This window comes from Buttiauxella agrestis ATCC 33320 (assembly GCF_000735355.1).
In the GTDB taxonomy this organism is placed as follows: Bacteria; Pseudomonadota; Gammaproteobacteria; order Enterobacterales; family Enterobacteriaceae; genus Buttiauxella; species Buttiauxella agrestis.
Map to the genome: position 1 here is coordinate 1 of NZ_JMPI01000047.1, position 23,779 is coordinate 23,779.

21 protein-coding genes and 1 tRNA gene are annotated in these 23,779 nt (G+C 50.8%); 3 read left to right on the forward strand and 19 right to left on the reverse strand.

Features of this window, described 5'->3' with window-relative positions:
- Positions 1-86: 86 nt before the first annotated feature.
- From sixA to GBAG_RS14325, 4 genes are all read right to left on the reverse strand, one after another.
- Complete coding sequence (gene sixA / locus GBAG_RS14310) at positions 87-575, reverse strand: phosphohistidine phosphatase SixA (RefSeq protein ID WP_034497333.1); 489 nt, start codon at positions 573-575, stop codon at positions 87-89.
- 222 nt (positions 576-797) lie between these two features.
- On the reverse strand, positions 798-2,921 hold the full coding sequence (gene fadJ / locus GBAG_RS14315; protein WP_034497335.1) for a fatty acid oxidation complex subunit alpha FadJ: 2,124 nt from the start codon (positions 2,919-2,921) through the stop codon (positions 798-800).
- A complete protein-coding gene (fadI, locus tag GBAG_RS14320; protein WP_034497337.1) occupies positions 2,921-4,231 on the reverse strand; it encodes an acetyl-CoA C-acyltransferase FadI in 1,311 nt (436 codons plus the stop codon). The genes fadJ and fadI overlap by 1 nt, the downstream gene beginning before the upstream one ends.
- 282 nt (positions 4,232-4,513) lie before the next feature.
- Positions 4,514-4,798, reverse strand: a complete 285-nt coding sequence (locus tag GBAG_RS14325; RefSeq protein WP_034497340.1) for a YfcZ/YiiS family protein — start codon at positions 4,796-4,798, stop codon at positions 4,514-4,516.
- 376 nt (positions 4,799-5,174) lie between these two features.
- Here GBAG_RS14325 and fadL point away from each other — a divergent pair, with 376 nt between their 5' ends.
- A complete protein-coding gene (gene fadL / locus GBAG_RS14330; RefSeq protein WP_034497342.1) occupies positions 5,175-6,497 on the forward strand; it encodes a long-chain fatty acid transporter FadL in 1,323 nt (440 codons plus the stop codon).
- Between the two features lie 67 nt (positions 6,498-6,564).
- Here fadL and mlaA read toward each other — a convergent pair whose 3' ends face one another.
- From mlaA to ccmA, 9 genes are all read right to left on the reverse strand, one after another.
- Positions 6,565-7,323 (reverse strand): phospholipid-binding lipoprotein MlaA, encoded by a 759-nt coding sequence (gene mlaA, locus GBAG_RS14335; protein WP_034497344.1) that lies wholly within the window; start codon positions 7,321-7,323, stop codon positions 6,565-6,567.
- 16 nt (positions 7,324-7,339) lie between these two features.
- The gene (locus tag GBAG_RS14340) at positions 7,340-8,419 is read right to left on the reverse strand and encodes a cytochrome c-type biogenesis protein CcmH (RefSeq protein ID WP_051873725.1); all 1,080 of its coding nucleotides are present in this window, start codon (positions 8,417-8,419) and stop codon (positions 7,340-7,342) included.
- Entirely contained in the window at positions 8,416-8,973 is a 558-nt protein-coding gene (gene dsbE / locus GBAG_RS14345; RefSeq protein ID WP_034497347.1) for a thiol:disulfide interchange protein DsbE, read from the reverse strand. Before dsbE ends, GBAG_RS14340 begins: the two co-directional genes overlap by 4 nt.
- The gene (locus tag GBAG_RS14350; RefSeq protein WP_034497349.1) at positions 8,970-10,922 is read right to left on the reverse strand and encodes a heme lyase CcmF/NrfE family subunit; all 1,953 of its coding nucleotides are present in this window, start codon (positions 10,920-10,922) and stop codon (positions 8,970-8,972) included. Before GBAG_RS14350 ends, dsbE begins: the two co-directional genes overlap by 4 nt.
- A complete protein-coding gene (gene ccmE / locus GBAG_RS14355; protein ID WP_034497350.1) occupies positions 10,919-11,398 on the reverse strand; it encodes a cytochrome c maturation protein CcmE in 480 nt (159 codons plus the stop codon). The genes GBAG_RS14350 and ccmE overlap by 4 nt, the downstream gene beginning before the upstream one ends.
- Entirely contained in the window at positions 11,395-11,607 is a 213-nt protein-coding gene (ccmD, locus tag GBAG_RS14360; RefSeq protein ID WP_034497353.1) for a heme exporter protein CcmD, read from the reverse strand. The genes ccmE and ccmD overlap by 4 nt, the downstream gene beginning before the upstream one ends.
- Positions 11,604-12,341 carry a heme ABC transporter permease gene (locus tag GBAG_RS14365; protein WP_034497355.1) on the reverse strand — a complete coding sequence of 246 codons (738 nt, stop codon included), beginning with the start codon at positions 12,339-12,341 and terminating at the stop codon, positions 11,604-11,606. The genes ccmD and GBAG_RS14365 overlap by 4 nt, the downstream gene beginning before the upstream one ends.
- Positions 12,342-12,422: 81 nt before the next feature.
- Positions 12,423-13,082: a heme exporter protein CcmB gene (gene ccmB / locus GBAG_RS14370; protein ID WP_034497357.1), complete on the reverse strand. Its 660-nt coding sequence runs from the start codon at positions 13,080-13,082 to the stop codon at positions 12,423-12,425.
- Positions 13,079-13,687, reverse strand: coding sequence for a cytochrome c biogenesis heme-transporting ATPase CcmA (gene ccmA / locus GBAG_RS14375; protein ID WP_034497359.1), 609 nt, complete (start codon positions 13,685-13,687; stop codon positions 13,079-13,081). Before ccmA ends, ccmB begins: the two co-directional genes overlap by 4 nt.
- A gap of 206 nt (positions 13,688-13,893) precedes the next feature.
- Between ccmA and GBAG_RS14380 the strand changes: the two genes are divergently transcribed.
- Together GBAG_RS14380 and GBAG_RS14385 are read left to right on the forward strand one after the other, a co-directional pair.
- Positions 13,894-14,859 (forward strand): formate/nitrite transporter family protein, encoded by a 966-nt coding sequence (locus tag GBAG_RS14380; RefSeq protein ID WP_034497361.1) that lies wholly within the window; start codon positions 13,894-13,896, stop codon positions 14,857-14,859.
- A gap of 222 nt (positions 14,860-15,081) precedes the next feature.
- Positions 15,082-15,156, forward strand: a tRNA-Arg gene (locus GBAG_RS14385).
- A 71-nt stretch (positions 15,157-15,227) separates the two neighbouring features.
- On the opposite strand, the gene GBAG_RS14390 is transcribed toward GBAG_RS14385, so the two are convergent.
- The 6 genes from GBAG_RS14390 to hsdR form a co-directional block, all read right to left on the reverse strand.
- Positions 15,228-15,686 carry a hypothetical protein gene (locus GBAG_RS14390; RefSeq protein ID WP_034497363.1) on the reverse strand — a complete coding sequence of 153 codons (459 nt, stop codon included), beginning with the start codon at positions 15,684-15,686 and terminating at the stop codon, positions 15,228-15,230.
- A 111-nt stretch (positions 15,687-15,797) separates the two neighbouring features.
- Positions 15,798-16,760 (reverse strand): ankyrin repeat domain-containing protein, encoded by a 963-nt coding sequence (locus GBAG_RS21850; RefSeq protein ID WP_081908414.1) that lies wholly within the window; start codon positions 16,758-16,760, stop codon positions 15,798-15,800.
- An 11-nt stretch (positions 16,761-16,771) separates the two neighbouring features.
- Positions 16,772-17,878, reverse strand: coding sequence for a PDDEXK family nuclease (locus GBAG_RS14400; RefSeq protein ID WP_034497366.1), 1,107 nt, complete (start codon positions 17,876-17,878; stop codon positions 16,772-16,774).
- A gap of 10 nt (positions 17,879-17,888) precedes the next feature.
- Positions 17,889-19,625: a restriction endonuclease subunit S gene (locus tag GBAG_RS14405; RefSeq protein WP_034497368.1), complete on the reverse strand. Its 1,737-nt coding sequence runs from the start codon at positions 19,623-19,625 to the stop codon at positions 17,889-17,891.
- Positions 19,625-21,097 (reverse strand): N-6 DNA methylase, encoded by a 1,473-nt coding sequence (locus GBAG_RS14410; protein ID WP_034497370.1) that lies wholly within the window; start codon positions 21,095-21,097, stop codon positions 19,625-19,627. The genes GBAG_RS14405 and GBAG_RS14410 overlap by 1 nt, the downstream gene beginning before the upstream one ends.
- A gap of 72 nt (positions 21,098-21,169) precedes the next feature.
- Positions 21,170-23,605 carry an EcoAI/FtnUII family type I restriction enzme subunit R gene (gene hsdR / locus GBAG_RS14415; protein ID WP_034497373.1) on the reverse strand — a complete coding sequence of 812 codons (2,436 nt, stop codon included), beginning with the start codon at positions 23,603-23,605 and terminating at the stop codon, positions 21,170-21,172.
- Positions 23,606-23,779 lie beyond the last annotated feature (174 nt).

The following is a 23,779-nucleotide window of genomic DNA, read 5'->3' on the forward strand; positions in this document are numbered from 1 at the left end:
GCGCAGCGTCATCCACCAAATTTATCGTATGAGCGCACAAACAAAAAGAGCCGCATTTCGCGGCTCTTTTTTCATGCTTACGGCAATTAAATAGCTTTAGCTACTTTCAAATTGCATGGACTCATTTGCCAGTTGAACACACCTTTGCCCGTTTCGGCATCCAGTGTGACATTAGCAATAGCCGAAGTGCTGAACATCGGTGGTGTCTCTTCCGGGCAAAGCTCAGACACCAGATAACCGACTAACGGCAGGTGAGAAATCACCAGCGCCGACTCAACCCCTTCATTTGCCAGGGCTTGCAGGTAGCAGCTCACCAGGCCCACATCGCCGCACGGCGTCAATTCCGGCAGAATGTCTTCTTTACCTGGAAGGGTCAGTGTTTCCCGCACTACATCCAGGGTTTGTTCGGCTCGCAGGTAAGGGCTCACCAGAACACGTTCGATATCTAACACTTGGCCTTTCAACCAGGTCGCCATTACCCGGGATTCATCACAACCACATTGTGTGAGTGGACGTACCGAGTCGCTGGCAGCATCGAGTGCTGCGTCGCCGTGACGCATGATAAAAACTTGCATATTGCACCGCTTTTGTTAACCAGGAATGCTTGAATTCCCCTGAAACTTAAGAGGGGAAATTCAGCAGCCGGGCATTGTGCCTTATCCGTACATCGAATGAAACGCTGTTTTTTACCTCAATGGTGCAAGTATAGTCAATCACTGTTTAATAAGTGACCGACCAGCATCCATTCACCGAGCCATATGTTGATGTTTCTTTGACTACAGTTTCATCTCCGGGGTTCACTTTGCCCAGAAATTTCGTTGCTCTTCCACCATTTGTAAAAGTCTGTCACAAGGGGCAAAACGCTCCCCGTATTGACTCGCCAGGCGCTGCAATTGCGCGACAACTTCACCCGCACCCAAAGAATCCATATAGCGGAACGGGCCACCGAGGAACGGTGGGAAACCAATACCGAACACTGCACCGATGTCGCCATCGCGAGCACTGCGAACAACACCTTCTTCAAGGCAACGCGCCGCCTCATTGAGCATCATCATCACGCAGCGTTGTGCAATTTCGTTTTCTGCCAGTTGTCCTTTTGGTGAAACACCTAACAGCTTATAAATTGCAGGATCGACCTGCTTTTTGCTTCTACTCCCTTTGCCTGGATAAAGATAGAAACCGCGCCCATTTTTTCTACCTTTGCGATCGTCATTCAATATTGCTGCAATATTTTGCGGTGCAGCAAAACGATCCCCGTAAGCCTGCTGAAGTATAGGGCTAATTTTAGTCCCTACATCAATTCCCACCTCATCCAAAAGTTGGATTGGGCCGACAGGGAAACCAAACGCCACCAGCGCATTATCAATTTTATCGACCGGCTCACCTTCCACCAGGCATCGCATCGCTTCATTAACGTAAGGTGCCAGAATGCGGTTGACGTAAAACCCGGCGCTGTCGCCTACTACAATAGGCGTTTTGCCTTGTTTCTTCGCCAACTGAACTGTTGTGGAAATCGTTTCCGCGCTGGTTCCCGCGTGAGGAATGACTTCTACCAGCGGCATTTTATCCACCGGGCTGAAGTAATGCAGACCGATCACCAGCTCGGGGCGCGCGGCGTTAGCCGCGATATCGGCAATCGGCAATGAAGAGGTGTTTGAAGCAAAAATAGTATGCGGTGCAGCATTTTGTTCAATCTCAGCGACCATTTTCTGCTTGAGCGTGAGATCTTCAAAAACGGCTTCCACGACAATGTCACGGTTATGGAAACCGTGATAATCGGTACCGCCGGAAATACGCGCCATTTCGCGCTGGCGTTCAATGGCTTTCAGATGGCGGCGACGCACTTTTTTATCCAGCAAATCCCAGCTGTATTTCAGCGCGTGGTTAATGCCTTCATTATTGATATCTTTAATACGCACCGGCAGCTTGCCTTTTGTCGCGGTGACAAACGCAATTCCTCCGCCCATCAAGCCACCGCCCAGCACGCCTACCGCCTTGATTGGACGCGGCTGCGCATCCGCGCCGTGCTCTTTTTTAAGTTCGGTGCTGGCAAAGAATAGCCCACGTAACGCCGCCGATTGTGGCGTCATCGCTAACTCGCCAAACGCTTTCGCTTCTGATTCGTAGCCGCTAAAACTCCCCTGCCCGAGGCCGATTTTTATCACGTCGATAATGCGTTTCGTGGCTGGATAATTACCGCGCGTTTTTTGCTCGGTTTTTTTCTCCACCATGCTAAACAGCAGCGAACGGCCAAGCGGGCCTGCCAGAATACGTTCCCGTACCGGTAATGTCCGAGAGGGTTGGCGGCCTTTTGCGACACGTTCAACCGCGGCGGCCAGTAAAATAGATTGCGGAACCACTTCATCGACCAGGCCCAGTTTCAGCGCCTGGCGCGGGCGTAACTGTTTACCCGTCAAAATCATATCCAGCGCATTACTGACGCCAATCAAACGCGGTAAACGCTGGGTGCCGCCAGAACCAGGCAATAAGCCAAGCTGCACTTCCGGCAAGCCAAGTTTGGTTTTTTCATCATCGGTACAAATGCGTGAATGACAGGCCAGGGCCAACTCCAGCCCACCGCCGAGACACGCGCCATGAATAGCCGCCACAACCGGAATCGGTAGCGCCGCAATTTCTGCCATGATCTGTTGCCCCTGATGCGCCAGCGTTTGGGCTTCCAGCGCGTTCTGGCAGTTGGCAATCATGTTGATATCAGCGCCAGCAATAAAGTTGTCAGGTTTACCTGAAATAAATATCAACCCTTGCAGTGCCGTATTGTCGCGCACCTGTTTGATGATGTTATGAACTTCAGGGCCGAAAGAGGCTTTCAGCGTGTTCATCTTTTCGTCCGGCACATCAATGGTCACAACCGCGATATTGTCGAGGCGGATGTGTAAGTTGAAAGCGGAAATCTGTTCCATTATTCGGCCTCCAGAACCATAGCGGCGCCTAATCCACCCGCAGCACAGGCAGTCACTAACCCAAATCCACCGCCACGGCGACGTAATTCGTGCAATGTTTGAGTGATCATACGCGCCCCCGTTGCCGCGAACGGGTGCCCATAGGCAATCGAACCGCCCAGCACGTTGAATTTCGCATCATCGACTTCACCGGTCGCATGAGCGCGGCCCAATACGTCACGAGCAAAACGTTCGCTCGCGAGCATTTTCAGGTTAGCCAGCGTTTGCGCGGCAAAGGCTTCATGCATATCAAACAACGTCAGATCATTGAGAGTAATGCCTGCCCTTTCGAGCGCCAGCGGCGTCGCCCAGGCCGGGCCTAGCAGCATGTCTTGCCAGACATCTACCGCCGTAAACGCATAACTGCGTAAGTAGCCCAACGGTTTCAAACCGAGTTCTTTGGCGCGGGATTCCGTCATCAGAATCACCGCAGCGGCACCATCCGTTAACGGCGTGCTGTTAGCGGCAGTGACGGTTCCGTGCTGGCGATCGAACGCCGGACGCAGCTTCGCGTAATCAGCAACCGACGAATTCTGACGCACGTTATTATCTTCGCTGAACGGTTGGCGATAAGGCGGGATAAATGCCGTCATGACCTCTTCCGACAATTTCCCCTCTTTCCACGCAATCGCGGCTTTGATGTGTGAGCGATGCGCTAACGCATCTTGCTGTTCACGGGTAATGCCATGGGTTTTCGCCATTTGTTCAGCAGTATCGCCCATTCGCAAACCGGTCGAATACTCGGCGACAGCAGGAGGAACAGGTAACAGGTCGCGTGGGCGTAAGCGGGAAAAGAGTTTCAATTTTTGCCCCAGGGTGCGTGCTTTATTAGCATCGACCAGTACGCGCCCCAGTTTTTTACTGACGCCAATCGGTAAAACAGACGATGAATCCGCGCCACCTGCGATACCCGCGCGAATAGTCCCGGCCATTAAACTTTCGGCTACGTTCGCCACCGCCTGGAAACTGGTCGCACAGGCGCGACTCACGCTATAGGCGTCGGTATGTACACTTAAACCCGCACCAAGAACGATTTCGCGGGCAATGTTTGGCGCTTCCGGCATCTGCACCACCTGGCCGAAAACGAGCTGTTCGATAACTTCCGGGGGAATTTCGCTGCGAGCGAGCAGCTCGCTGACCACCATGGTGCCAAGGTCAACTGCGGGAATGCCATGAAATGCCGTCGCCTGGCGGGCAAACGGTGTGCGTAAACCACTGACAATGGCAATGCGGTCACCCTGACGGGTCACCAACGGAAGTGCCTGACTCATAACGCTCCCCTATTCTTCCCTTTGTGTATGAATCTACAGCGATGTTGCTGTAACTGCATATTTCTGGGAATAAAAATGTAATTGACCAACAGTGGTCAGACCTGATCACAGTTTTAACCAAAAAGTTACAATCAGCCAACCGGGGGACTAAATAATTGGGAGGGGGGACACGCTTTAAGGAAGGATATTAAAGTGAAAGAAGGTGGATGACGCTTTCGCTTATCCACCCTACGGTTGGCACTTGTAGGTCGGATAAGCTTGCGCCATCCGACATTTTTACATTTAACGCAGGCCGAGCTGGAAGATCATAGTTTCAGCCTGGCAGCTGAAAGTGAAATCAATATCCAGACGGATGCCATCAGCTTCTTCGGTGTAACGCGGAACAATCTGGCAAGGTTCTGATTCTGCTGCACGAGCCTTTTCACTCAGTGCTGCCAGGGTTTCGTCCGCTTCAGCTTTAGTGGCAAATACGCGGCTGTAAGTGGCTGTGCAGTCGGTGTTATCAATGATAGAGCCGACATCAATACAGCAGCAAACCGGGGTTTCATCAGCAGTGTTCTTACTCATTTTATGATTTCCTCTGTATTTAAAAGGCAAAATATTTTCAACGAATCTTGTCTATTTTACGCTCCCTGTTGAAGCGACTCCAGTCGTTAATCTTGTCAAAATCTCTAAGTGACCCAAATCACACTTAAAAATGATCTAAAACAAGATTCACCTATTTTGCATAGTGACGCCGAACCCGATTTTGCCAGGCAGATCTCGTTTCGGCGATCAAATTTGAAAAATCTTAGATACAAACTTGCAACATACCATCTGGTCAGACCTATACTCTCGCCACTGGTCTGATTTCTCTGTAACAGATCAGCCCCTACTATTCGCGCTCCTGTTACGGTATGTAACATTGTTTGTATAAAAATAAATCCATTATGAGGTTTTGGTCATGAGCCAGAAAAACCTGTTTACAAAGTCAGCCCTAGCGGTTGCAGTGGCAATTGTCTCATCGCAGGCGTACTCAGCCGGCTTTCAATTAAACGAGTTCTCTTCCTCAGGCCTAGGCCGAGCTTATTCAGGGGAAGGTGCGGTCGCAGACAATGCGGGCTCCGCAAGCCGTAACCCTGCAACGATTATGATGTTTGACCGCCCAATGTTCTCCGGCGGTGCGGTCTTTATTGACCCGGACGTTAATATCTCTGGTACTTCTCCAACACGCCGCAGCACTGACGCAGATAACATTGCGCCAACCGCGTGGGTTCCAAACCTGCATTTCCTTGCGCCAATTAACGATCAATTTGGCTGGGGTGCTTCTGTTACTTCAAACTATGGTCTGGCAACCGAGTTCAACAATAACTACACCGCAGGTTCGATGGGCGGTAAAACCGACCTGACGACTCTGAACCTGAACCTGAGCGGTGCATACCGTTTAAATAATAACTGGAGCTTCGGTCTTGGGTTTGACGCCGTTTATGCGAAAGCAAAAATCGAGCGTTACGCAGGTGACCTGGGCCAGATTATTGCGGGTTCTGGCGCGTTGCCACCAAGTTTAGTTGGCCCAGTAGCAGGACTTCCGGCTGATACCCAAATCGCGCACCTGAAAGGCGATGAATGGGGCTTTGGCTGGAACGCGGGTATCCTTTATGAAATCAATAAAGATAACCGTTATGGCTTAACCTACCGTTCAGAAATCAAAATCGACTTTGACGGCGACTATAGAAGCAACCTGCCTGCGGCATATACCCCAATGCTTTCTGCATTCGGCCTACCGGCGGGCACCAGCGGGCAAACCGTTCCAGGTTCTCTGACCCTGAACCTGCCTGAAATGTGGGAGCTGTCAGGTTATAACAAAGTCGCGCCACAGTGGGCGATTCACTATAGTCTTGCCTACACCAGCTGGAGTCAGTTCGAAGAGCTGAAAGCGACTGGCAACAACGGCCAGACATTGTTCAAAAAAGAAGAGAACTTTAAAGATGCGTACCGTATTGCTATCGGTACCTCTTACTATATGGATAAGAACTGGACATTCCGTACCGGTATCGCATTTGACGATAGCCCGGTTCCTGCGGATAACCGTTCTATCTCCATCCCGGATCAGGACCGCTTCTGGCTGAGTGCGGGTACCACTTACGCATTCAACGATGATGCTTCCGTCGATCTTGGTGTTTCCTACATGCACGGTCAGCATGTTGAATTCACCGAAGGCCCATACACCTTCAAGTCTGAAGGTAAAGCGTGGCTGTACGGCATGAACTTTAACTACGCATTCTAATAGTTAACAGTTACAAAAAAGGCGAAACTCAGGTTTCGCCTTTTTTTATGCCTCGAACATATCACATTTACTGCGAGTCGATATCTTTCAGGTCATCTTCAATGGACGCCGCATTCGGATTCTCCTGCGGTGAAAGCTTCCCACCGTTAGCCAGGAAATCATGGCGCTGGAAGTAGGCTTCACGAACCAGAATATACGGGTCTGAAGATTGTTTGAGCAACCCTTCAGAATCCAGCAATTGCGCACGTGTTTCAATGCCTTCAAGCGTCCACTTACCAATCGACATCCACCAGGTGAGCCAGGACAGAGGGGCATATAAATCATCTACCCATTCCCCGCCGTCTTCACGAATCGTAAAGCTACCATAGGCTGGCAACTGCACGTATGGACCGTAGCCAACACCGTAATGCCCAAGTGTGGTACCAAAACGGTTGGGTTCAACGCGTTGTAATTTCGGATTAGCCATACCGGCAACGTCGATGAAACCACCCATGCCCAACAAGGTGTTCAGGAAGAAACGGGTGAAATGCACCATCCCCTGATACGGATCGCCTTGCAGGAAATTGTTGACCATTGACGCAGGTTCTTCGAGGTTACTCGTAAAGTTACTCAGACCGTTGCGCGCAGGTTGCGGCACATAATCACGCCACACGACAGCAACCGGGCGCACGATATACGGATCCAACACATTGAAGTTGAAGTCGTACATTGTCCGGTTGAACCCTTCTAATGGGTCCGAGCGCCCTTGCGGCTGTGTATCGGCCGAACTCGCACAGCCGACTAATACGGTAGCGGCCAGTGCCAGCCCGGTCAGGCGGAAATTCATATCTCTCTCCCTGTTATTATTGCTCTCCGCTCCCCGCTTTAGTGCCGTCGTTACCTGCCAACGCCGCTTTTGCCTGCTCGATGCTTCTTTGCACCACAGCCCGACGCTGGTCGTTTACGGGTAAGACTTGCAACATGATTTGCCATGCACCAATCGCTTCGCGGTAATTCTGTTGTTCAAAAGCATTAAATGCGAGCAAGCTTAATACGCGAACATTTGTATGATCCGCCTTAAGCAATTCACGCAAAAGATCCCCACCAAGTTGGTTATCCTGTGGGTCGCCGCTGCGGGTCAATACTTCAGCATAGCCCAGCTTTACATTACTGTTAGAGGGCGACAGTTTAAACGCATGTGCAAAGGCTTGTGTAGCGGTACTTGCATTATTGAGCACCATACCAATTCGCCCGAGCATCATCCAGCCCTCAATATTGTCAGGTTCCTGCTGCAAACGCGTGCGTAATCCCAGTCCGAGATCGGCCATTTCAGGCATATCTAGCGGTTTTGCCTGTGGATCTAAGGCGCGCTGCAGAAGTTGTGGCGTTTGTTCGGTGACTCTTTGCCAGGTCTGCACCTTCTTCCAGTCCGACGTTTTCAGATAAACGCCTACACTCACGGCAACCAAAACAACCGCTCCCGGAGCAAAAAACCAGAAATGGGCTTTTCGAGTGACAGTCTGGTGCTGTTCGGTTTCCGGTTCATCGCTAAAATGAACGCGTCGTTTGCGGCTACGCACCACAATCACGCCCGCGCCGCCGAGAATAAACAACACCGGCAGAACCCACAGAATAATGGTGGCAGGCGTCAACGGCGGTTCATAAGTCACAAAATTACCGTAACGCTGCACCATATAGTCGATAATTTGCTGCTTCGTTTTCCCCTGCTGCATCAACTCATAGACTTTCAGACGCATGTCAGAGGCGATCATCGCGTTAGAATCCGCAATGCTATTGTTCTGGCATTTCGGGCAGCGTAATTGCTCGGTGAGCTGGCGGAACTGCTGTTCCTGCGCTTCATCTTTAAACTGGAAAGTGTCTATTGCCGCCAGGACATTAAACGAAAACAGGAATGCGACGATCAGTAGCCATCCGCGTTTCATGCCCCGGCCTCCTTATTGTATTTGTCCCACAGCGGTTTCAGCTCCTGCTGCCAGACGCGATCGTTGAGATCGCCCGCGTGGCGATAACGAATGATCCCTTTGCCGTCGATAAGGAACGTTTCCGGTGCGCCATAAACGCCTAAATCCAGCCCTAACATGCCGTTGCCGTCAAACAGACTCAGCGCGTAAGGGTTGCCAAGTTCATTGAGCCAGGTGATCGCTTTGCTGCGTTCGTCTTTGTAATTCATCCCCACGACACGAATTCCCTGCGCCTTCAGCCCATTAAGAAACTGATGTTCAGCGCGGCAGGTTGGGCACCAGGTCGCCCACACGTTGAGGAGCAAAGGTTTGCCGTCAGTGAGCACCGCCTGGTCGTAAACCTTGCCAGGGTTTTCCAGCGACTCAAGACGAAACACCGGAACGGGCTTCCCGACTAATGCCGATTCCAGATTAGTGGGATCATCGCCCTGCGCGTTTCGCGCCAGTTGCCAAAGCAGCATTGCGGCCAGCAGTAAAAACAGAACGAGCGGGATAAATAATACTTTGCGATTCATGCAGCCTCCGGCACGTTTTTACGCTGGCGGTAACGCGGGTCAAACAAGCAGAACAACCCGCCAATGGTCATCAAAATCCCGCCCATCCAAATCCAGCGCACGAACGGTTTGTAATACAGGCGAACCGCCCAGCTTCCATCGTCCAGCTCTTCGCCGAGTGCGGCATACAGGTCACGCGTTACGCCGCCATCGATCGCCGCTTCGGTCATCATGGCGCGGTTACTGTTGTAGAAACGCTTTTCCGCATGCAGCGTGGCTTCGGGTTTGCCATTACGCGTGACGTCGATAATCCCCACGCCGCCGCGGTAGTTCGGGCCAGTCAGCTCATGCACATCGCGGAACACAAAGTGATACTGATGAATGTCGATGCTATCGCCTGCTTTCATGCGCACATCGCGTTCAATGCTGTAGTTCTGACTAAACGCGATACCGACGACAGTCACCGCCAGCCCCAGATGCCCAAACACCATGCCCCAGTGGCTGCGTGGTAATTTCCATAAGCCTTTCAGCAAGCCGTGGCGATGCGCGGCGCGCTCATAGACTTCGGTTAAGGCCAGCACAAACACCCAAATCGCCATCAATAAACCGACCACCGCCATGGCTTCAACGCGGTCTTGCATCAGCCACGGCAGCACCAACGAAAACGCAACCGTAATGGTCACGGCAATCGCCAGCCTTTTCACTAATTTTTGCGGTTCGTCGCGACGCCAGCGCACCAATGGGCCAATGCCCAGCAACAGCGCGAACGGCGCCATGAGTGCCGTAAACATGGTGTTGAAGAACGGTTCGCCGATGGAAATACTGCCCAGCCCAAGCTGTTTGTGCACCAGCGGCAGTAACGTCCCGAGTAACACCACCAGCATCGCGGCAATCAATAACACGTTGTTGCCGAGTAAAAATGATTCCCGCGACCACAAACTATTCCCAACGCGCGATCGCACTTTGCTGCCCTTCACCGCATACAGCAGCAGCGAACCGCCAATCACAATCACCAGGAAGGCGAGGATAAACATGCCGCGAGCAGGGTCTGAGGCAAACGAATGCACCGAAACCAGCACGCCAGAACGCACCAGGAAAGTGCCCAGCAGGCAAAGCGAGAATGCCGTAATCGCCAACAACACCGTCCAGGCTTTAAAGCTACCGCGCTTTTCTGTCACCGAAAGCGAGTGAATTAACGCCGTGCCCGCAAGCCACGGCATAAACGAGGCGTTTTCTACCGGGTCCCAGAACCACCAGCCGCCCCAGCCCAGCTCGTAATAAGCCCAGGCCGAACCTAAAACAATGCCGATGGTTAAAAATGACCAGGCGGCTAACGTCCACGGACGCGTCCAGCGCGCCCAGGCAGAATCGAGTTTCCCGGCCATTAATGCGGCAATAGAAAACGCAAACGCCACGGAGAAGCCGACGTAACCCATATACAACAACGGCGGGTGAAAAATCAGCCCGATATCCTGCAACAGCGGGTTCAGGTCACGCCCTTCAATCGGGAAGTCAGGCAATGTGCGGGTGAAAGGATTCGAGGTAAAAATGATAAACAGCAGGAAGCCGAAATTAATCATCCCCATCACCGCCAGCACGCGTGCCACCGCATCTTGCGGCATGCTGCGACTAAACAGCGCCACGGCAAACGTCCAGGCACTGAGCAGCAACACCCACAGCAGCAACGAGCCTTCGTGCGCGCCCCAGGTCGCGGCGACGCGATACCACACTGGCAACTCGCTATTGGAGTTATTCGCGACGTACAGCACCGTAAAATCGTTCACCACAAACGCATTCACCAGCACCAGGAAACTTGCGCACAGCGTGATAAACAACGCCCAGGCTAATGGGCGTGATGAGGCCATTAAACGCGAATCATTGCGCGCCACGCCCCACAGCGGGTAAACACTCAGTAATAATGACCAGCCTAGCGCCAGACAAAGCAAAAAACTGCCGATTTCAGGCATCATGAGGCGTTATCCTTGTAAGCCTGTGGCGCACGTTGGTGATTTTTATCCATCGCTTCTTTCACTTCCGGCGGCGTGTAATTTTCATCATGTTTCGCCAGCACTTCTTTCGCTTCAATGAGATTCCCGGCTTCGAAGACGCCTTGAGCGACCACGCCCTGCCCCTCGCGGAACAGGTCCGGCAAAATCCCGACGTAGCTGACATCCACCACACCGCTGGCATCGTAAAGTTTGAACGTCACTTTTAGCGTCTGGTTATCACGTTTCACACTGCCTGGTTGAACCATGCCGCCAACGCGTAAACGCTGCCCCACTTCAGGCAATTGATGACTTTCCCCTTTGCCGTACAGAATTTCGCTCGGCGTATAGAAAAGGTCGATATTGCTGCGTAATGCATACAGCACCAGCGTGATAGTCAGCCCCAACCCCACCAGCACCGAAAGCGCCAGGTAAAGTCGATGTTTGCGACGAGTGTTCATTCAGTTCCCTCTGCTTGTCGTGCCGCCTGAATCCGTTTTTCCCGCGCATGTTGGCGCGAGACAGAATTTAAAATCATGCGGCGCTGCATGCGGCTATGCACCACCAACAAGAATAATGGGATGACGGTCAGCGCGACGGCGAGCCAGACGTAAAACGCATAACCCCCCATGGCGAAAAAATCTGCCCAGTTTAAGAATGCGCTCGTCATGCGTTTCTCCCTTTATTCGCCAGTTCCATTACCCACGGGCGGCGTTGTTCCTGAAGCAAAATGAGATTGCGTAAACGCATTAATGTCAGCGTGATGAACAGCATCAGGAAACCAAAAATGGTGAAGCGCAACGGCGTGCGCATAGCAGGGTCAATACTTTGCTGCATATTGGTGGAACCCTGATGCAGCGTGTTCCACCACTCAACGGAGAAATGGATAATCGGCAAGTTCACCACGCCCACCAGCACCAGAAGACCCGCCGCACGCCCGGCCAGGCGGCGGTCGTCAAAGGCGTTATAGAGCGCAATCACGCCGATATACAGGAACAGCAGCACCAGCTCAGAAGTCAGGCGGGCATCCCACACCCACCAGGTTCCCCACATCGGTTTACCCCATGCGGAACCCGTCACCAACGCAATAAAGGTGAACACCGCCCCAACGGGTGCCATCGCCGCCACGGCGAGGTCAGACATTTTCATTTGCCACACCAGGCCAATAAACGCCGCCACCGCCATCGAGCCGTAAATGCCCATCGACCAGATAGCCGCCGGGACATGAAGATACATGATGCGGTAGCTCTGACCTTGTTGATAATCGGCAGGAGCAAAACCGAAACCCCAGACGCAACCGACCACCAGAAGTATCGTGCTGATGATGGCAAACCAAGGAACCAAACGCCCGCATAGCAAGTAAAGTCGCTCGGGTTTAGCGAGCTGATGTAACCATTTCCACATAATCGTTGCTCACAAAATATCAACCAAATCGGGTTTGAATTTGTAGGTCGGATAAGCAACGCGCCATCCGACATTTTTTAATTATTGAATACTCACTCGCAGCGCCGCCGCCGTAGCGAACGGGCTTAGCGTCGCGCTGCCCGCAAGCAACGCGCCAAGAATCGCCATATAACCATCCACAGGAAGATGCATTGATGCGGCGTCCATCGCAGCGGTGGCAAAAATCAGCAGCGGGATAGTCAACGGCAAGACCAGTAAACTCAGCAGCACGCCGCTACGCCGTAAACCCACCGTTAGCCCTACGCCCGGAGCACCCAGAAAACTCAACGTCGGCGTCCCAATAAGCAACGTGAGCGCCATCACCTGCCAGCCGTAAAAATCCATTCCTAACAGCAAAGCGGCGAGCGGCGAAAGAATTAGCAGGGGTAAACCTGTCACCACCCAGTGAGCGGTCACTTTCGCTAACACCACCATCGGCAAAGGAATAGGCAACAGCATCAGTTGCTCAAGGGAGCCATCCTGGAAGTCATCACGAAACAGTCTGTCCATCGCCAGTAACGACGCTAATAGCGCTGCCACCCAAATCACACCCGGTGCAATACGCGCCAGTAACTGCGGCTCCGGGCCAATTCCCAGTGGAAACAGCGTGATAACGATAAGAAAAAACCATAAAGGATTGGCGATTTCTGCCCCTTTGCGGAACACCACGCGCAGCTCATGCAGAAAAATTCGGCGCATCATGCCAGTTTCTCCTGCAAATGAATTTGACGAACATTATTGGCTGCCAGCGGCTGATGGGTAGTGAGGATCACCATTCCGCCATTTTCGGCATGGTGTTCAAGCTTTCGTGTGAGTTTTGCAACGCCCGTCACATCTATGGCGGTAAATGGCTCATCCAGAATCCAGATTTTATGCGGGCTTAACCACAAACGCGCGAGGGCCACACGACGTTGTTGCCCGGCGGACAGTTGATTGACCGGCACATCTTCAAAGCCCAGCAAACCCACTTCAGTAAGCGCTTGCCAACGTAGTGATTCCGCACTTTGCGCGTGATAAAAACTCAGATTTTCGAATGCGGTTAGAACCGTTTTAATTCCAGGCTGATGCCCAAGCCACAGCAGATCCTGATGATATTGATAACGAATGCGGGATAACGCTTCGCCCTGCCATTTAACTTCGCCCTCTTCTGCTTGCGCAAGCCCTGCCAAAATTCTTAGCAGCGACGTTTTCCCAGCGCCATTTTTGCCGGCGATTTGCACCATTTCACCCGGCAAAACGCTGAACGACAGCTCGCTAAATAACGTGCGGTCGTCGCGTACACAGGTCAGGTTAATCGCATCAAGCATTTTGAGGAGCCACTCCTTGTCTCGGGATGCAAAATCATAACACATCATAGGCTTTGCTCCAGTTGGGCTCGCGCCGCTGCGGTACTCCAAAAGAGGTAATCATCGGACACGAGATCAAAATTAAGTCGAATTAGTCTGTATCTCGGGGAAGCGAGCCAAAAACCGCTACGCTTAGAAGTATCGCTAACTGGTGAGTGACCTTAAAAATGGGTGAAGTTAAAGAAGAGAAAATTGATAAATCCACCGATGAAATTGAGGTCGAAAGTGACGAAAAAGATCACGGGGAAAAGATAGAGGTCGATGAGGAACAGTTGCCATCGCGGGCCATGGCTATCCACGAACACATTCGCCAGGACGGTGAAAAAGAGCTGGAACGCGATGCGATGGCGCTGTTTTGGTCAGCCGTCGCCGCCGGGTTATCTATGGGCGCATCGCTGCTGGCAAAGGGGATATTTCACGTCAATCTGGAAGGCGTGCCGGGCAGTTTCTTACTCGAAAACCTCGGCTACACCTTCGGCTTTATCATCGTGATTATGGCGCGCCAGCAACTGTTTACTGAAAATACCGTCACCGCCGTATTGCCCGTGATGCATAAACCGACCGGCAGCAACTTCCTGTTATTAATGCGGCTGTGGGGTATGGTTTTACTCGGCAATATTATCGGCACCGGGCTTGCTGCTTATGCGTTTGAATATATGCCAATATTTGACGAGGAAACCCGGGACGCTTTCGTTTCTATCGGTATGGACGTGATGCATAACACGCCGGGTGAGATGTTCGCCAACGCGATTATTTCCGGCTGGATAATCGCCACCATGGTATGGATGTTCCCGTCAGCGGGTGCAGCTAAAATCGTGGTGATTATCATCATGACCTGGCTGGTCGCGCTCGGGGATTTAACCCATATCGTGGTTGGCTCAGTGGAAATTCTGTACCTGGTCTTTAACGGCACCATCCACTGGAGCGAATTCTTCTGGCCTTTCGCCCTGCCAACCCTTGCCGGGAATATTTGCGGCGGCACTTTTATCTTCGCACTGATTAGCCACGCGCAAATCCGTAACGATATGAGCAACAAGAAGAAAGCCGAGGCGAAGGCTAAAGCGAAGCGCCAGCGGGAAGTTGCAGGTGGCGACGAAGACGAAAACGGCAAAAAGCAGACTCGGGGCACCTAAAACTGGTTACGATTCAGGCAATCAGCCTGTTTCCCCCTTAACTCAGCCTTAAAAGCGGGTATACTGTGCGGCGCAATGCCCGTTCTTCGGGCATATACCCAAAATAATTCGAGTTGCATCGCGGCGGCAAGGGAACGAGCCCCAATGAGCTTACATCAGTAAGTGATTTGGGTGAGTGAACGCAGCCAACAAAGATGCAGCTTGAAGTATGAAGGGTATAGAGTCCTCTTAGTTAAATGGATATAACAAGCCCCTCCTAAGGGCTAGTTGCAGGTTCGATTCCTGCAGGGGACACCATTTCTTAGTTACCCGACATTTCCCGCCGTAACCCAAACCCCGTAAAAACCAGCAGCAAAGCCAATCCTTTATTATTTGACGTTACCTGTTGTGAATGGACTACAACCCATCAACCCCCACGCATCTTTCCAATCAGCAATGCGTTTTACTGAAATAGAATGATGCGTCGACTCATCATTTTGCGCACGGTGTCCACCGTGTTTCTCCAGATAAACCATATATGCCGTATAAATATCATTCCTGATCCAGGATAGCGGCGTGACATAGAAAGTATTCGGTTCTCGACCAAGATCGATAAATACCCAAAACTCATTGTCATTTTTATCAAGGGTACACTGGGCAGCATAGTTTGTTGAGGTTTGCCAGGTCCCTGACGTTTTCGCTCTGGTGGTAACTTTATACGTTTTACCGTTTGGGGCATCAAATGTGATGGATGACCTGTTGCCCTCTTTCTGGACGATGGCATTACTGGCACCAAGGCTCGTTAGTTTCTGCAATACCATTAACTGCCCTAATTCTGCTGTAGTCATATTTCCCCCTGAACGGTTTAAAACAATTTAAGCGATCACATCAAATTTGAAGCGATGAAATAATCCCATGAAAAATAGCAAAACAACGCCCAATGATTACTAAAAAAAGCATCATAAGGAACGTGGAGAAATCGACCAAACAGTTTGCAGCCAGGTTAACCGCTGTTGCAATTGTGGGATGAACTCATTAAGCCAAAACAGGGAAGCAACATAACCCGAAGACCCGCCACCACGACTGAATCGCTCAACGTAAAAGTCGTTGCCGCCCACCCGATTGATTAACGACTTCCCCGTCAGTGACTGAAATGCTGCCGAAATAATATTCGCTATTTCATCTTTATCTTCAGGGATACTGACCTGACATAAAGCCTGTCGCATCTCCAGCCACAAGAACAAACTCCCTCTCAATCCCCATTGCGTCGGAGCAGGATCAAATAAGTCGGATACAACGGCCCAATCACTTTCCAGATAGCTAATCTTTTTTGCCGCAACTTTATGTACCAGCGGGAAAAATATCAGCCTGAAAAAATCCGGTTCAATCTCAAACGTAAAACTACTAGAAACGGAAAAACGAACAGAATCGACAGTGGATATTACTTTCCCCGTCAACGCAAAAAAGAGGTGACTTAGTCTGGTATCCAGTTCGTTAAGGTCATCAGGACATTGCTCAACACCGCAAGCCGCAATCATTTTATCGACCAAAATTTGGTTGCCATCATAATCAGTGAACAATTGCCGCTCAGTGGCAACCACCTTTCTGAGAATTTGCGCGATAGTCACTTTTTGCGGGAAAAGAAGATACTCCAGTTCAGGCCGTTTGTGCTTTTCAACCACGATGTCATAAGCAGTCTGCCGCTTAGCGTTCGTTGTTGCACTTGGGTCAGCGCCAATAGATAACAGTTCTCCAATAACCGACAAATTCGCTCCATGCCATGCAGCCTGATGCAGCGGGGTATAACCTTTAGGTTCACTGGGGTGATTTACCAGATCAGGATAATCACGAAGAATAGGTAAAAGCGTATTCCATTCGCCCTGGAAGGCGAGTTTCAATACTTTATCGCTAACAGACATCATTCCAGCCTCTCTTACTCTGCCCGTTCAGTACCCCAGCGTAAAAAAATACGCTTTAGCTTATCGACTGTGTGCCGCCATTTTGGTGTGGTCGGTTTGCAGACCGTATTCTGATTACCAAAGAAACCAATCTCATTGACCGCCTCCTGCTCGCTGCGCGTTTCCAGCCATTTCACAGGGACAAAATATTCTGATTTGTCGGGATCGTCGGCGTTGTTGCGATATCCGGCACCAAATTTCAGCACATCCATCGCCAGCTTTTCACCGTCGTCAGTGTTGATGGTGAAGCTACTGGCAGGCTCAACAGCACTCTGCACTATGCCAACACCGACGTAACCCGTTGCCGGGATTTTTACCCAGACTCGATTGCCGGGCTGGAGTTGTTTTAAGGTCTGACTGTACCAGCTTCCGCCACCCGCACTGATAAACCCGTAGCGACGCGCTTCTTCCCAAACTCGACTTTGCGAGTCGCCAAACGAAACGTAGAACTCACCGTTCCAGGGTTCCTTCGCATTGGCATTTGTGGCAGTAGCCTGTGCGGCATTAGTTTGTGTCTCGCTTGGGTCGAGAAGCCAGGCTCGGCTTAAGAACTGCTCGTCACCGTGCTGGAACACCTTGAAGAACAGTACGTTAATAGAGATTCCGTTCTTGCTGAGGTAATCGACAATGCGCTCGGTGGACGGATCCAGCTCGGCAGCCACAATGATGATTTGATGCGACTGGTTGATGGACTCTTCTTCCAGTTCAGTATTGAAACGTTGCCTAAACGCATCACCCAAATTGCCCCCACCGGAGAATTTCTCGTAAATCTGCGACAAACGATCGGCGGATAAATCATCCACCCAGGAGGCGTAATCCAGCGCCTGCGCGACCACTTCACGCGGTGTGCGGTCGCGTTTTAGCTCAATCAGGATCAGCGAGGCATCCGGCGCGATAGCCAATAGATCGATACGCCCTTTGTCGAGCGTATTTTCCTGATGCCCGATAATCATCCACTGATCGGAGAGGATAGTGGGGTCGTTTAAAATCATCCTCTCCAGCAGTTGCTCACTGGCAAGTTTGCTGATGGTCAGCGGCTGAGGGTTCTCCCCCACTCGCCAGATTGCATGATGAACCGGCATCGTCTGTTCCTTAGTTTAATGCTGCGTCGGTGAGCGCATCCGCCAGGTGTAGTTGGGTTTGCTGGGCGGATTGCAGGCGGGATTTGAGAGAGTCACAAAGCACAAATAACTCATCGATTTTAGCTGCAATTTCAATTTGTTCTGCTAAAGGGGGAATAGGAATCAGTGTATTCGATACTTTAGACAAATTTAGATTCGGCTGGGCCCCGCCTGCGGCATGACTTCTTAAATCGTCATACGATTTTTCAAAGAAAAGCTTGATATATCGACGATGGAATTCATTACTTTCAAATAATTGAATTGCTGCACAAGCTTGGTTTGTTCCAGCCGCGATACGTAATTCAGTTATCTGACCACGAGTTTTCCCCTGACCATACATAGCAATGATAAGGGTACCAGGTGGATAAATTGAAACATTTGTTTCCTTTACAGCCCTCATTGAGACCTTTTCAGCTGTATCGATAATAAATGGTGATGATGTTTCACCACTTGTAACCCAATTAAACTCTGGTTCAGACCAATAATCAGGATTATCTCTTGAAGGAGTAGAGCCTGTCCCGACTTGAGCTATTGCCATTATTCGGCACCACTCCCACCCCACCGGCAATTCAAATGGTTTTTCATCATCACTAATCGGCGGCAAAGGTTTTTGCTTTTTAATTTTACCTTCTTTTACCAGTCGCGATTTTTCTTGCTCGATACATTTAAGCAGTTCAGAGGCGGGTTCATCGTTCGGGTCTTGCGGTACCAGTTTGCCCATCACTGCCAGTTGCAGAATGGTTTGCTTAAGTGCGTCAATACTCGCTTCTGTGGCAAATAACGTGTCGAAATGCTGGCTGATTCGCGCCCAGTTTTTGGCAAGTACTTCGGCATTTTGGCTGTCGGTCAGCGTCGCCAGCAGGGTTTCCACCAGTTGCTGATGTGCATCCAGACTGGTTAGCGATTGCTGTTCCAGTTGGTCGCAGAGGGACATTAGTTCGTCAACTTTTTCAACGATCTGGTTCTGTTCATTACCCGATGGAAGGCCAATAACATAATTAAGAAGTTGTTCTTGTTTTATACCTTCAACTGTAGTTCCTGTCCCTTTTATTTTTACGGTTGAATATGTATTAAAGAAAAAATCAAGAGAAACACCACTAGTCAGTTTTACCGACTTAAGATCTTGATTGAACGCTACAGGGCATGATGCTATTCCAATTTTACCCAACCCCATTCGAGTGCAGATTAAAATATCACCTTCATCAGCTAATTTACTTCCCGCATCCAAACCTTGATGGGAAATGTAATCCTGAGTTTTTGCAATATATTTCTCTTTGCCCAAGTCCTTTACGCTGGCCCAAGGGATATCTCCATTCCAAAAATCAGGATTAGACTTACTGGGAGTTCCTCCACTCGCTATCGAGTTAAATAACGCCCCTAGTCTTACCCACTCCCACCCCTCCGGCAGCTCAAACGGCCTCTCATCCTCACTAATTTCCGGCAGCGGCTTCTGCTTTTTAATTTTACCTTGCTTAACCAGCTCCGCTTTCTCGGCAGCAATTCGCTTTAGCAGCTCAGACGCCGGTTCATCATTCGGGTCCTGCGGCACCAGTTTGCCGCGCACCGCCAGTTCCAGAATCAGCTCGCGCAGCTTCTTAATGCCGTAGAGATCGATTTTACCGTTGCTGCCGCGCCCCGCGGTGGAGCGGGTTTGCAGCGCGGAGGACCAGATATCGATATGGTCGGTGACAAGCTTCTCAACGGTCATCAGTTCGCCCCCTTGTTACCCGCCAGTGCGATACCGAGAATATCGCGTAGTTGGTTACGCAGCTCGCCGATTTCCGCCTGCTGCGTCTGGTACTGCGCCAGCAATTCGTCCGGGTCGTGGCTGATGGTTTCGCCCTGGTACGGGTTTTTGATGTCGAGGTTAAAGTTCCGGGCGATGATGTCGTCGATGCTGACTTTCCACGCCTGGTTGTTCTCTTCGCGGCTGGCAAAGCCGTCGGCTTCACTGCCCCACCAGTCGATCTCGGTCTGGAACTCTTCAAACTTCATCGGTTTGGTTTTGCTGTAGTTCTTTACGCCATCCGGGTACGGATGTTCATAGAACCAAATATCCTGAGTTGGCTGGCCTTTGGTAAAGAACAGAATATTGGTTTTGATGCCGGTGTACGGGTTAAATACACCATTCGGCAACCGCACGATGGTGTGCAGGTTGCACTCTTCGGTCAGCAGTTTTTTGATTTTGGTTTTAACGCCTTCACCAAACAGCGTGCCGTCTGGCAATACCACTGCCGCACGGCCTTTATCGGCCAGCACTTCAATAATCAGTTGCAGGAACAGGTCGGCGGTTTCGCGGGTCTGCATTTCTGCCGGGAAGTTTTTCTCGATGCCGTCTTCTTCGGTGCCGCCAAACGGTGGGTTGGTAACAATCACATCAAGCTGCTCATCCCAGGAAGAAAGCGGTTTGTTGAGTGTGTTGTCGTGGCGGATTTGTACCGGTACTTCAATGCCGTGCAGCAACATGTTGGTGGTACACAGCAGGTGCGGAAGCTGTTTTTTCTCGACGCCGAAAATCTGTTTTTGCAGTATCTGGTGGTCAGCGGTGGTTTTAACGTAGTGCTCTTTTACATGGTCGAATGAACACGCCAGGAAACCGCCGGTACCGCAGGCCGGATCCATAATCGACTCACCCAGTTTCGGGTCGATGCGGTTGACCATAAAGCGCGTCACCGCACGCGGGGTATAGAACTCGCCCGCATTGCCCGCGTTTTGCAGGTCCCGCAGGATTTGTTCGTAAATGTCACCAAACAGATGGCGTTCGGAACTGCTGCTAAAGTCGATTTCATTGAGCTTGTTGATCACCTGGCGCAACAGTGTGCCGTTTTTCATGTAGTTATAGGCATCGCTAAAGGCTTGCTTCACCACAAAACCGCGCGGGTTTTTATCGATGGGCGCAATCATGCTTTTCAGGGTCGGGAACAGGTCGTCATTCACAAACTCCAGCAGCTCGTCACCGGTAATTCCTTCGCTGTTCGCTGCCCAGGTGCGCCACAGATAACGTTTAGGGACTGGCAACTGGTAATCATCCTGCTCCAGTTCCAGCTCTTCTTCCTGAGTGTCAAAAATTTTCAGGAACAGCAGCCATGAAAGCTGGCCTAAGCGTTGGGCATCGCCGTCAACGCCTGCGTCTTTGCGCATGATGTCCTGAAGGGATTTTATGACTGAGCTAATTGACATGTTTTCTTTCCGTTTTTAAAAATGATGCCACCGGGAGCCGTCAGCACCAGGTGGCAGAATAGTGGTTGGTTATCAGGCGGAGCGTGACGGCAACTGGTAGATTTCGTTTTCCAGTTCGTTCACTGCCTCTTCGTAAGCCTGCTTGTTACCAAAGCTGCTTTTGATGATTTCCAGCGGGCGACCGAGCGAGTCAAACGGTTTCAGCTTCAATACCTGAATATCCTCGATTTCCTGCACGCCTTCGTCGGCGTATTTATCCAGAAGCGTGTTTAACACGTTCTGCGCAGGCTCGGAATATTTAGTGAAGTAGTTACGCTTGCGCACATTGTCGGCACGTTCCTGGCGCGTGAGCGGTGGCTGGCCGTATACCACGTGGCAAAGTAAATCGAACGGGTCGAGATCTTTGCCCACCTCTTCGGCTAACACATCCCAAAGCACCCCTAACTCTTGCAGTTCCTCAATGATAACCTGCTTGCGGGCGGCAGATTGCCATTTACGGGTGAAGTCATCAAGTGATGCGTAGTCTTTATCTTTTAGCAACGTTTTGCGGGTGTAATCCTGGAAGGATTCCGTGACCAGTTTGCCGTCGGCATCGTAATACTGAACGCGTTTCGCCAGCACTTTGACCGCAACGCCGTTAACGTGGAATTTGCGGATTTTGTTTTCGTCGTCTTCTTCGAAAGCGCCAGTTCCATCGCCTGATGTCGGGTCATACGTTGCAGGTGTTTCTTCCATCCCAGTAAACACATCAGGCAATTCACTCTCTGGTGTGTCGTCCTCCAGTTGCTCGTCAAAATCAGAGTCCGGGTCGGTAATCTCTTCTGCCGTGGTACGAATCACTTTTTCCGGTACGCCATCAAAACGTTCATCGGCAAACAATTCGGTGGCTTTTTTGAAATCAAGAATGGTGAACCACAGCTTGCCGTGTTTTTCGTTGATACGCGTGCCACGCCCAATGATTTGCTTGAACTTGGTCATCGACTGAATGTTTTGATCCAGCACCACCAGCTTGCAGGTTTGAGCATCCACGCCCGTGCTCATCAGTTCAGACGTGGTGGCAATGACCGGATAAGGCTTTTTAGGGTTGATGAAATTATCCAGTTGCCCTTTGCCAATTTCGTCATCGCCGGTGATTTTCATCACATACTTTTCATTCTTCTTCACTTGCTCCGGGTTCAGGTTAACCAGCGCCCGGCGCATTCTGTCGGCATGGTCGATGTCGTTACAAAAAACGATGGTTTTATCCATCGGGTTGGTGCGTTTCAAATAGTCGGTAATGGTTTGCGCCACCAGCATGGTGCGCTCATCAATCACCATGGTGCGGTCAAAATCTTTCTGGTTATAAATACGGTCTTCGATAAGCTCGCCGTGTTTATCGACCTGCCCTTTGGTCGGCCGCCAGCCTTGTAAATCGACGTCGATATCCACGCGCACCACTTTGTAAGGGGCGAGGAAGCCATCTTCGATGCCTTCTTTCAGGGAATAGGTATAAACCGGTTCACCAAAGTAGTCAGTGCTGGAGACTTCTTCGGTTTCTTTCGGCGTGGCGGTGAGGCCAATCTGGGTGGCACTGCTGAAGTATTCGAGGATTTCACGCCAGGCGCTGTCTTCCGACGCGCTGCCACGGTGGCATTCGTCGATAACAATCAGGTCAAAGAAATCGGGCGCGACTTGTTTAAAGGCTTTCTGATGTTCTTCCGGCCCGGTGATGGCCTGGTACAGCGCCAGCTGGATTTCATATGCCGGGTCGATGGTGCGCCCGGTGATTTTTGTCATCGCGCTGCCGAAAGGCTGGAAATCGTTAGTTTTAGTTTGATCAACCAGAATATTGCGGTCAGCGAGGAACAGAATCCGTTTCTTGTTTTTTGCTTTCCATAAACGCCAGATAATCTGGAAAGCGGTGTAGGTTTTCCCGGTTCCTGTCGCCATGACCAGTAATACACGTTTTTGCCCGGCAGATACGGCTTCTATCGTTTTATTGATTGCCTGTAACTGATAGTAACGCGGGGATTTTCCTGAGTTGTCATCGTAGTAATCCTGGCTGATGACGGGCATTTGTTCGGTAGTAAAACCTTTCCAGGCGCAGTATTTATCCCAAAGCTTTTCAGGGCTTGGGAAATCTTCTAGCTTGATTTCAGATTCAAGCTGCACAGGGTTGGTTTTATCGTGAAAGATGAAGCCATCACCGTTGGAAGCAAAAACAAAAGGCACATCAAGCAAGCGCGCGTAATCAAGCCCTTGCTGCATCCCTTTGCCAATCTCATGCTTATTGGCTTTTGCTTCTATAACAGCAAGCGGTAACCCCGGTTTGTGGTAAAGCACAATATCGGCTGATTTCACTGTCAGGCGTGCCGCCAGTTTGCCGCGTACCACTACTTTGCCATCACGGAGTTTTACCTCCTGACGGATCTGCGTCATCACGTTCCACCCCGCGTCTTTGATCGCAGGTAGGATGAACTTGGTGATGATATCCGTTTCAGTCAGATGCGTTTTGTTTACGCCAGCCATAGCAGAGCTCTCAACGATATTGGGTTAGGTCTGATTTTACACAGATTACTACGTCAGGTAATGACGTGAAACGAAGTTTTGAGGTATTGGCACCCGGCTTACGAAATCAAAGATCACATCAAAATTGCAGCGACCTTTTTTTGCAGCATGTTGTTGGCTTTGTTGTGCGCCAAA

What these genes read in the sequence shown, in the direction of transcription:
- ccmA (WP_034497359.1), bottom strand. Translation starts at nt 13,687, where the DNA reads ATGCTTGATGCGATTAACCTGACCTGTGTACGCGACGACCGCACGTTA.
- fadJ (WP_034497335.1), bottom strand. Translation starts at nt 2,921, where the DNA reads ATGGAACAGATTTCCGCTTTCAACTTACACATCCGCCTCGACAATATC.
- GBAG_RS14400 (WP_034497366.1), bottom strand. Translation starts at nt 17,878, where the DNA reads ATGCCGGTTCATCATGCAATCTGGCGAGTGGGGGAGAACCCTCAGCCG.
- hsdR (WP_034497373.1), bottom strand. Translation starts at nt 23,605, where the DNA reads ATGGCTGGCGTAAACAAAACGCATCTGACTGAAACGGATATCATCACC.
- mlaA (WP_034497344.1), bottom strand. Translation starts at nt 7,323, where the DNA reads ATGAATTTCCGCCTGACCGGGCTGGCACTGGCCGCTACCGTATTAGTC.
- ccmE (WP_034497350.1), bottom strand. Translation starts at nt 11,398, where the DNA reads ATGAACACTCGTCGCAAACATCGACTTTACCTGGCGCTTTCGGTGCTG.
- ccmB (WP_034497357.1), bottom strand. Translation starts at nt 13,082, where the DNA reads ATGATGCGCCGAATTTTTCTGCATGAGCTGCGCGTGGTGTTCCGCAAA.
- GBAG_RS14410 (WP_034497370.1), bottom strand. Translation starts at nt 21,097, where the DNA reads ATGTCAATTAGCTCAGTCATAAAATCCCTTCAGGACATCATGCGCAAA.
- dsbE (WP_034497347.1), bottom strand. Translation starts at nt 8,973, where the DNA reads ATGAATCGCAAAGTATTATTTATCCCGCTCGTTCTGTTTTTACTGCTG.
- GBAG_RS14365 (WP_034497355.1), bottom strand. Translation starts at nt 12,341, where the DNA reads ATGTGGAAATGGTTACATCAGCTCGCTAAACCCGAGCGACTTTACTTG.
- GBAG_RS14325 (WP_034497340.1), bottom strand. Translation starts at nt 4,798, where the DNA reads ATGAGTAAGAACACTGCTGATGAAACCCCGGTTTGCTGCTGTATTGAT.
- GBAG_RS14405 (WP_034497368.1), bottom strand. Translation starts at nt 19,625, where the DNA reads ATGACCGTTGAGAAGCTTGTCACCGACCATATCGATATCTGGTCCTCC.
- GBAG_RS14380 (WP_034497361.1), top strand. Translation starts at nt 13,894, where the DNA reads ATGGGTGAAGTTAAAGAAGAGAAAATTGATAAATCCACCGATGAAATT.
- GBAG_RS14350 (WP_034497349.1), bottom strand. Translation starts at nt 10,922, where the DNA reads ATGATGCCTGAAATCGGCAGTTTTTTGCTTTGTCTGGCGCTAGGCTGG.
- GBAG_RS14390 (WP_034497363.1), bottom strand. Translation starts at nt 15,686, where the DNA reads ATGACTACAGCAGAATTAGGGCAGTTAATGGTATTGCAGAAACTAACG.
- GBAG_RS14340 (WP_051873725.1), bottom strand. Translation starts at nt 8,419, where the DNA reads ATGAAACGCGGATGGCTACTGATCGTCGCATTCCTGTTTTCGTTTAAT.
- ccmD (WP_034497353.1), bottom strand. Translation starts at nt 11,607, where the DNA reads ATGACGAGCGCATTCTTAAACTGGGCAGATTTTTTCGCCATGGGGGGT.
- sixA (WP_034497333.1), bottom strand. Translation starts at nt 575, where the DNA reads ATGCAAGTTTTTATCATGCGTCACGGCGACGCAGCACTCGATGCTGCC.
- fadL (WP_034497342.1), top strand. Translation starts at nt 5,175, where the DNA reads ATGAGCCAGAAAAACCTGTTTACAAAGTCAGCCCTAGCGGTTGCAGTG.
- fadI (WP_034497337.1), bottom strand. Translation starts at nt 4,231, where the DNA reads ATGAGTCAGGCACTTCCGTTGGTGACCCGTCAGGGTGACCGCATTGCC.
- GBAG_RS21850 (WP_081908414.1), bottom strand. Translation starts at nt 16,760, where the DNA reads ATGATGTCTGTTAGCGATAAAGTATTGAAACTCGCCTTCCAGGGCGAA.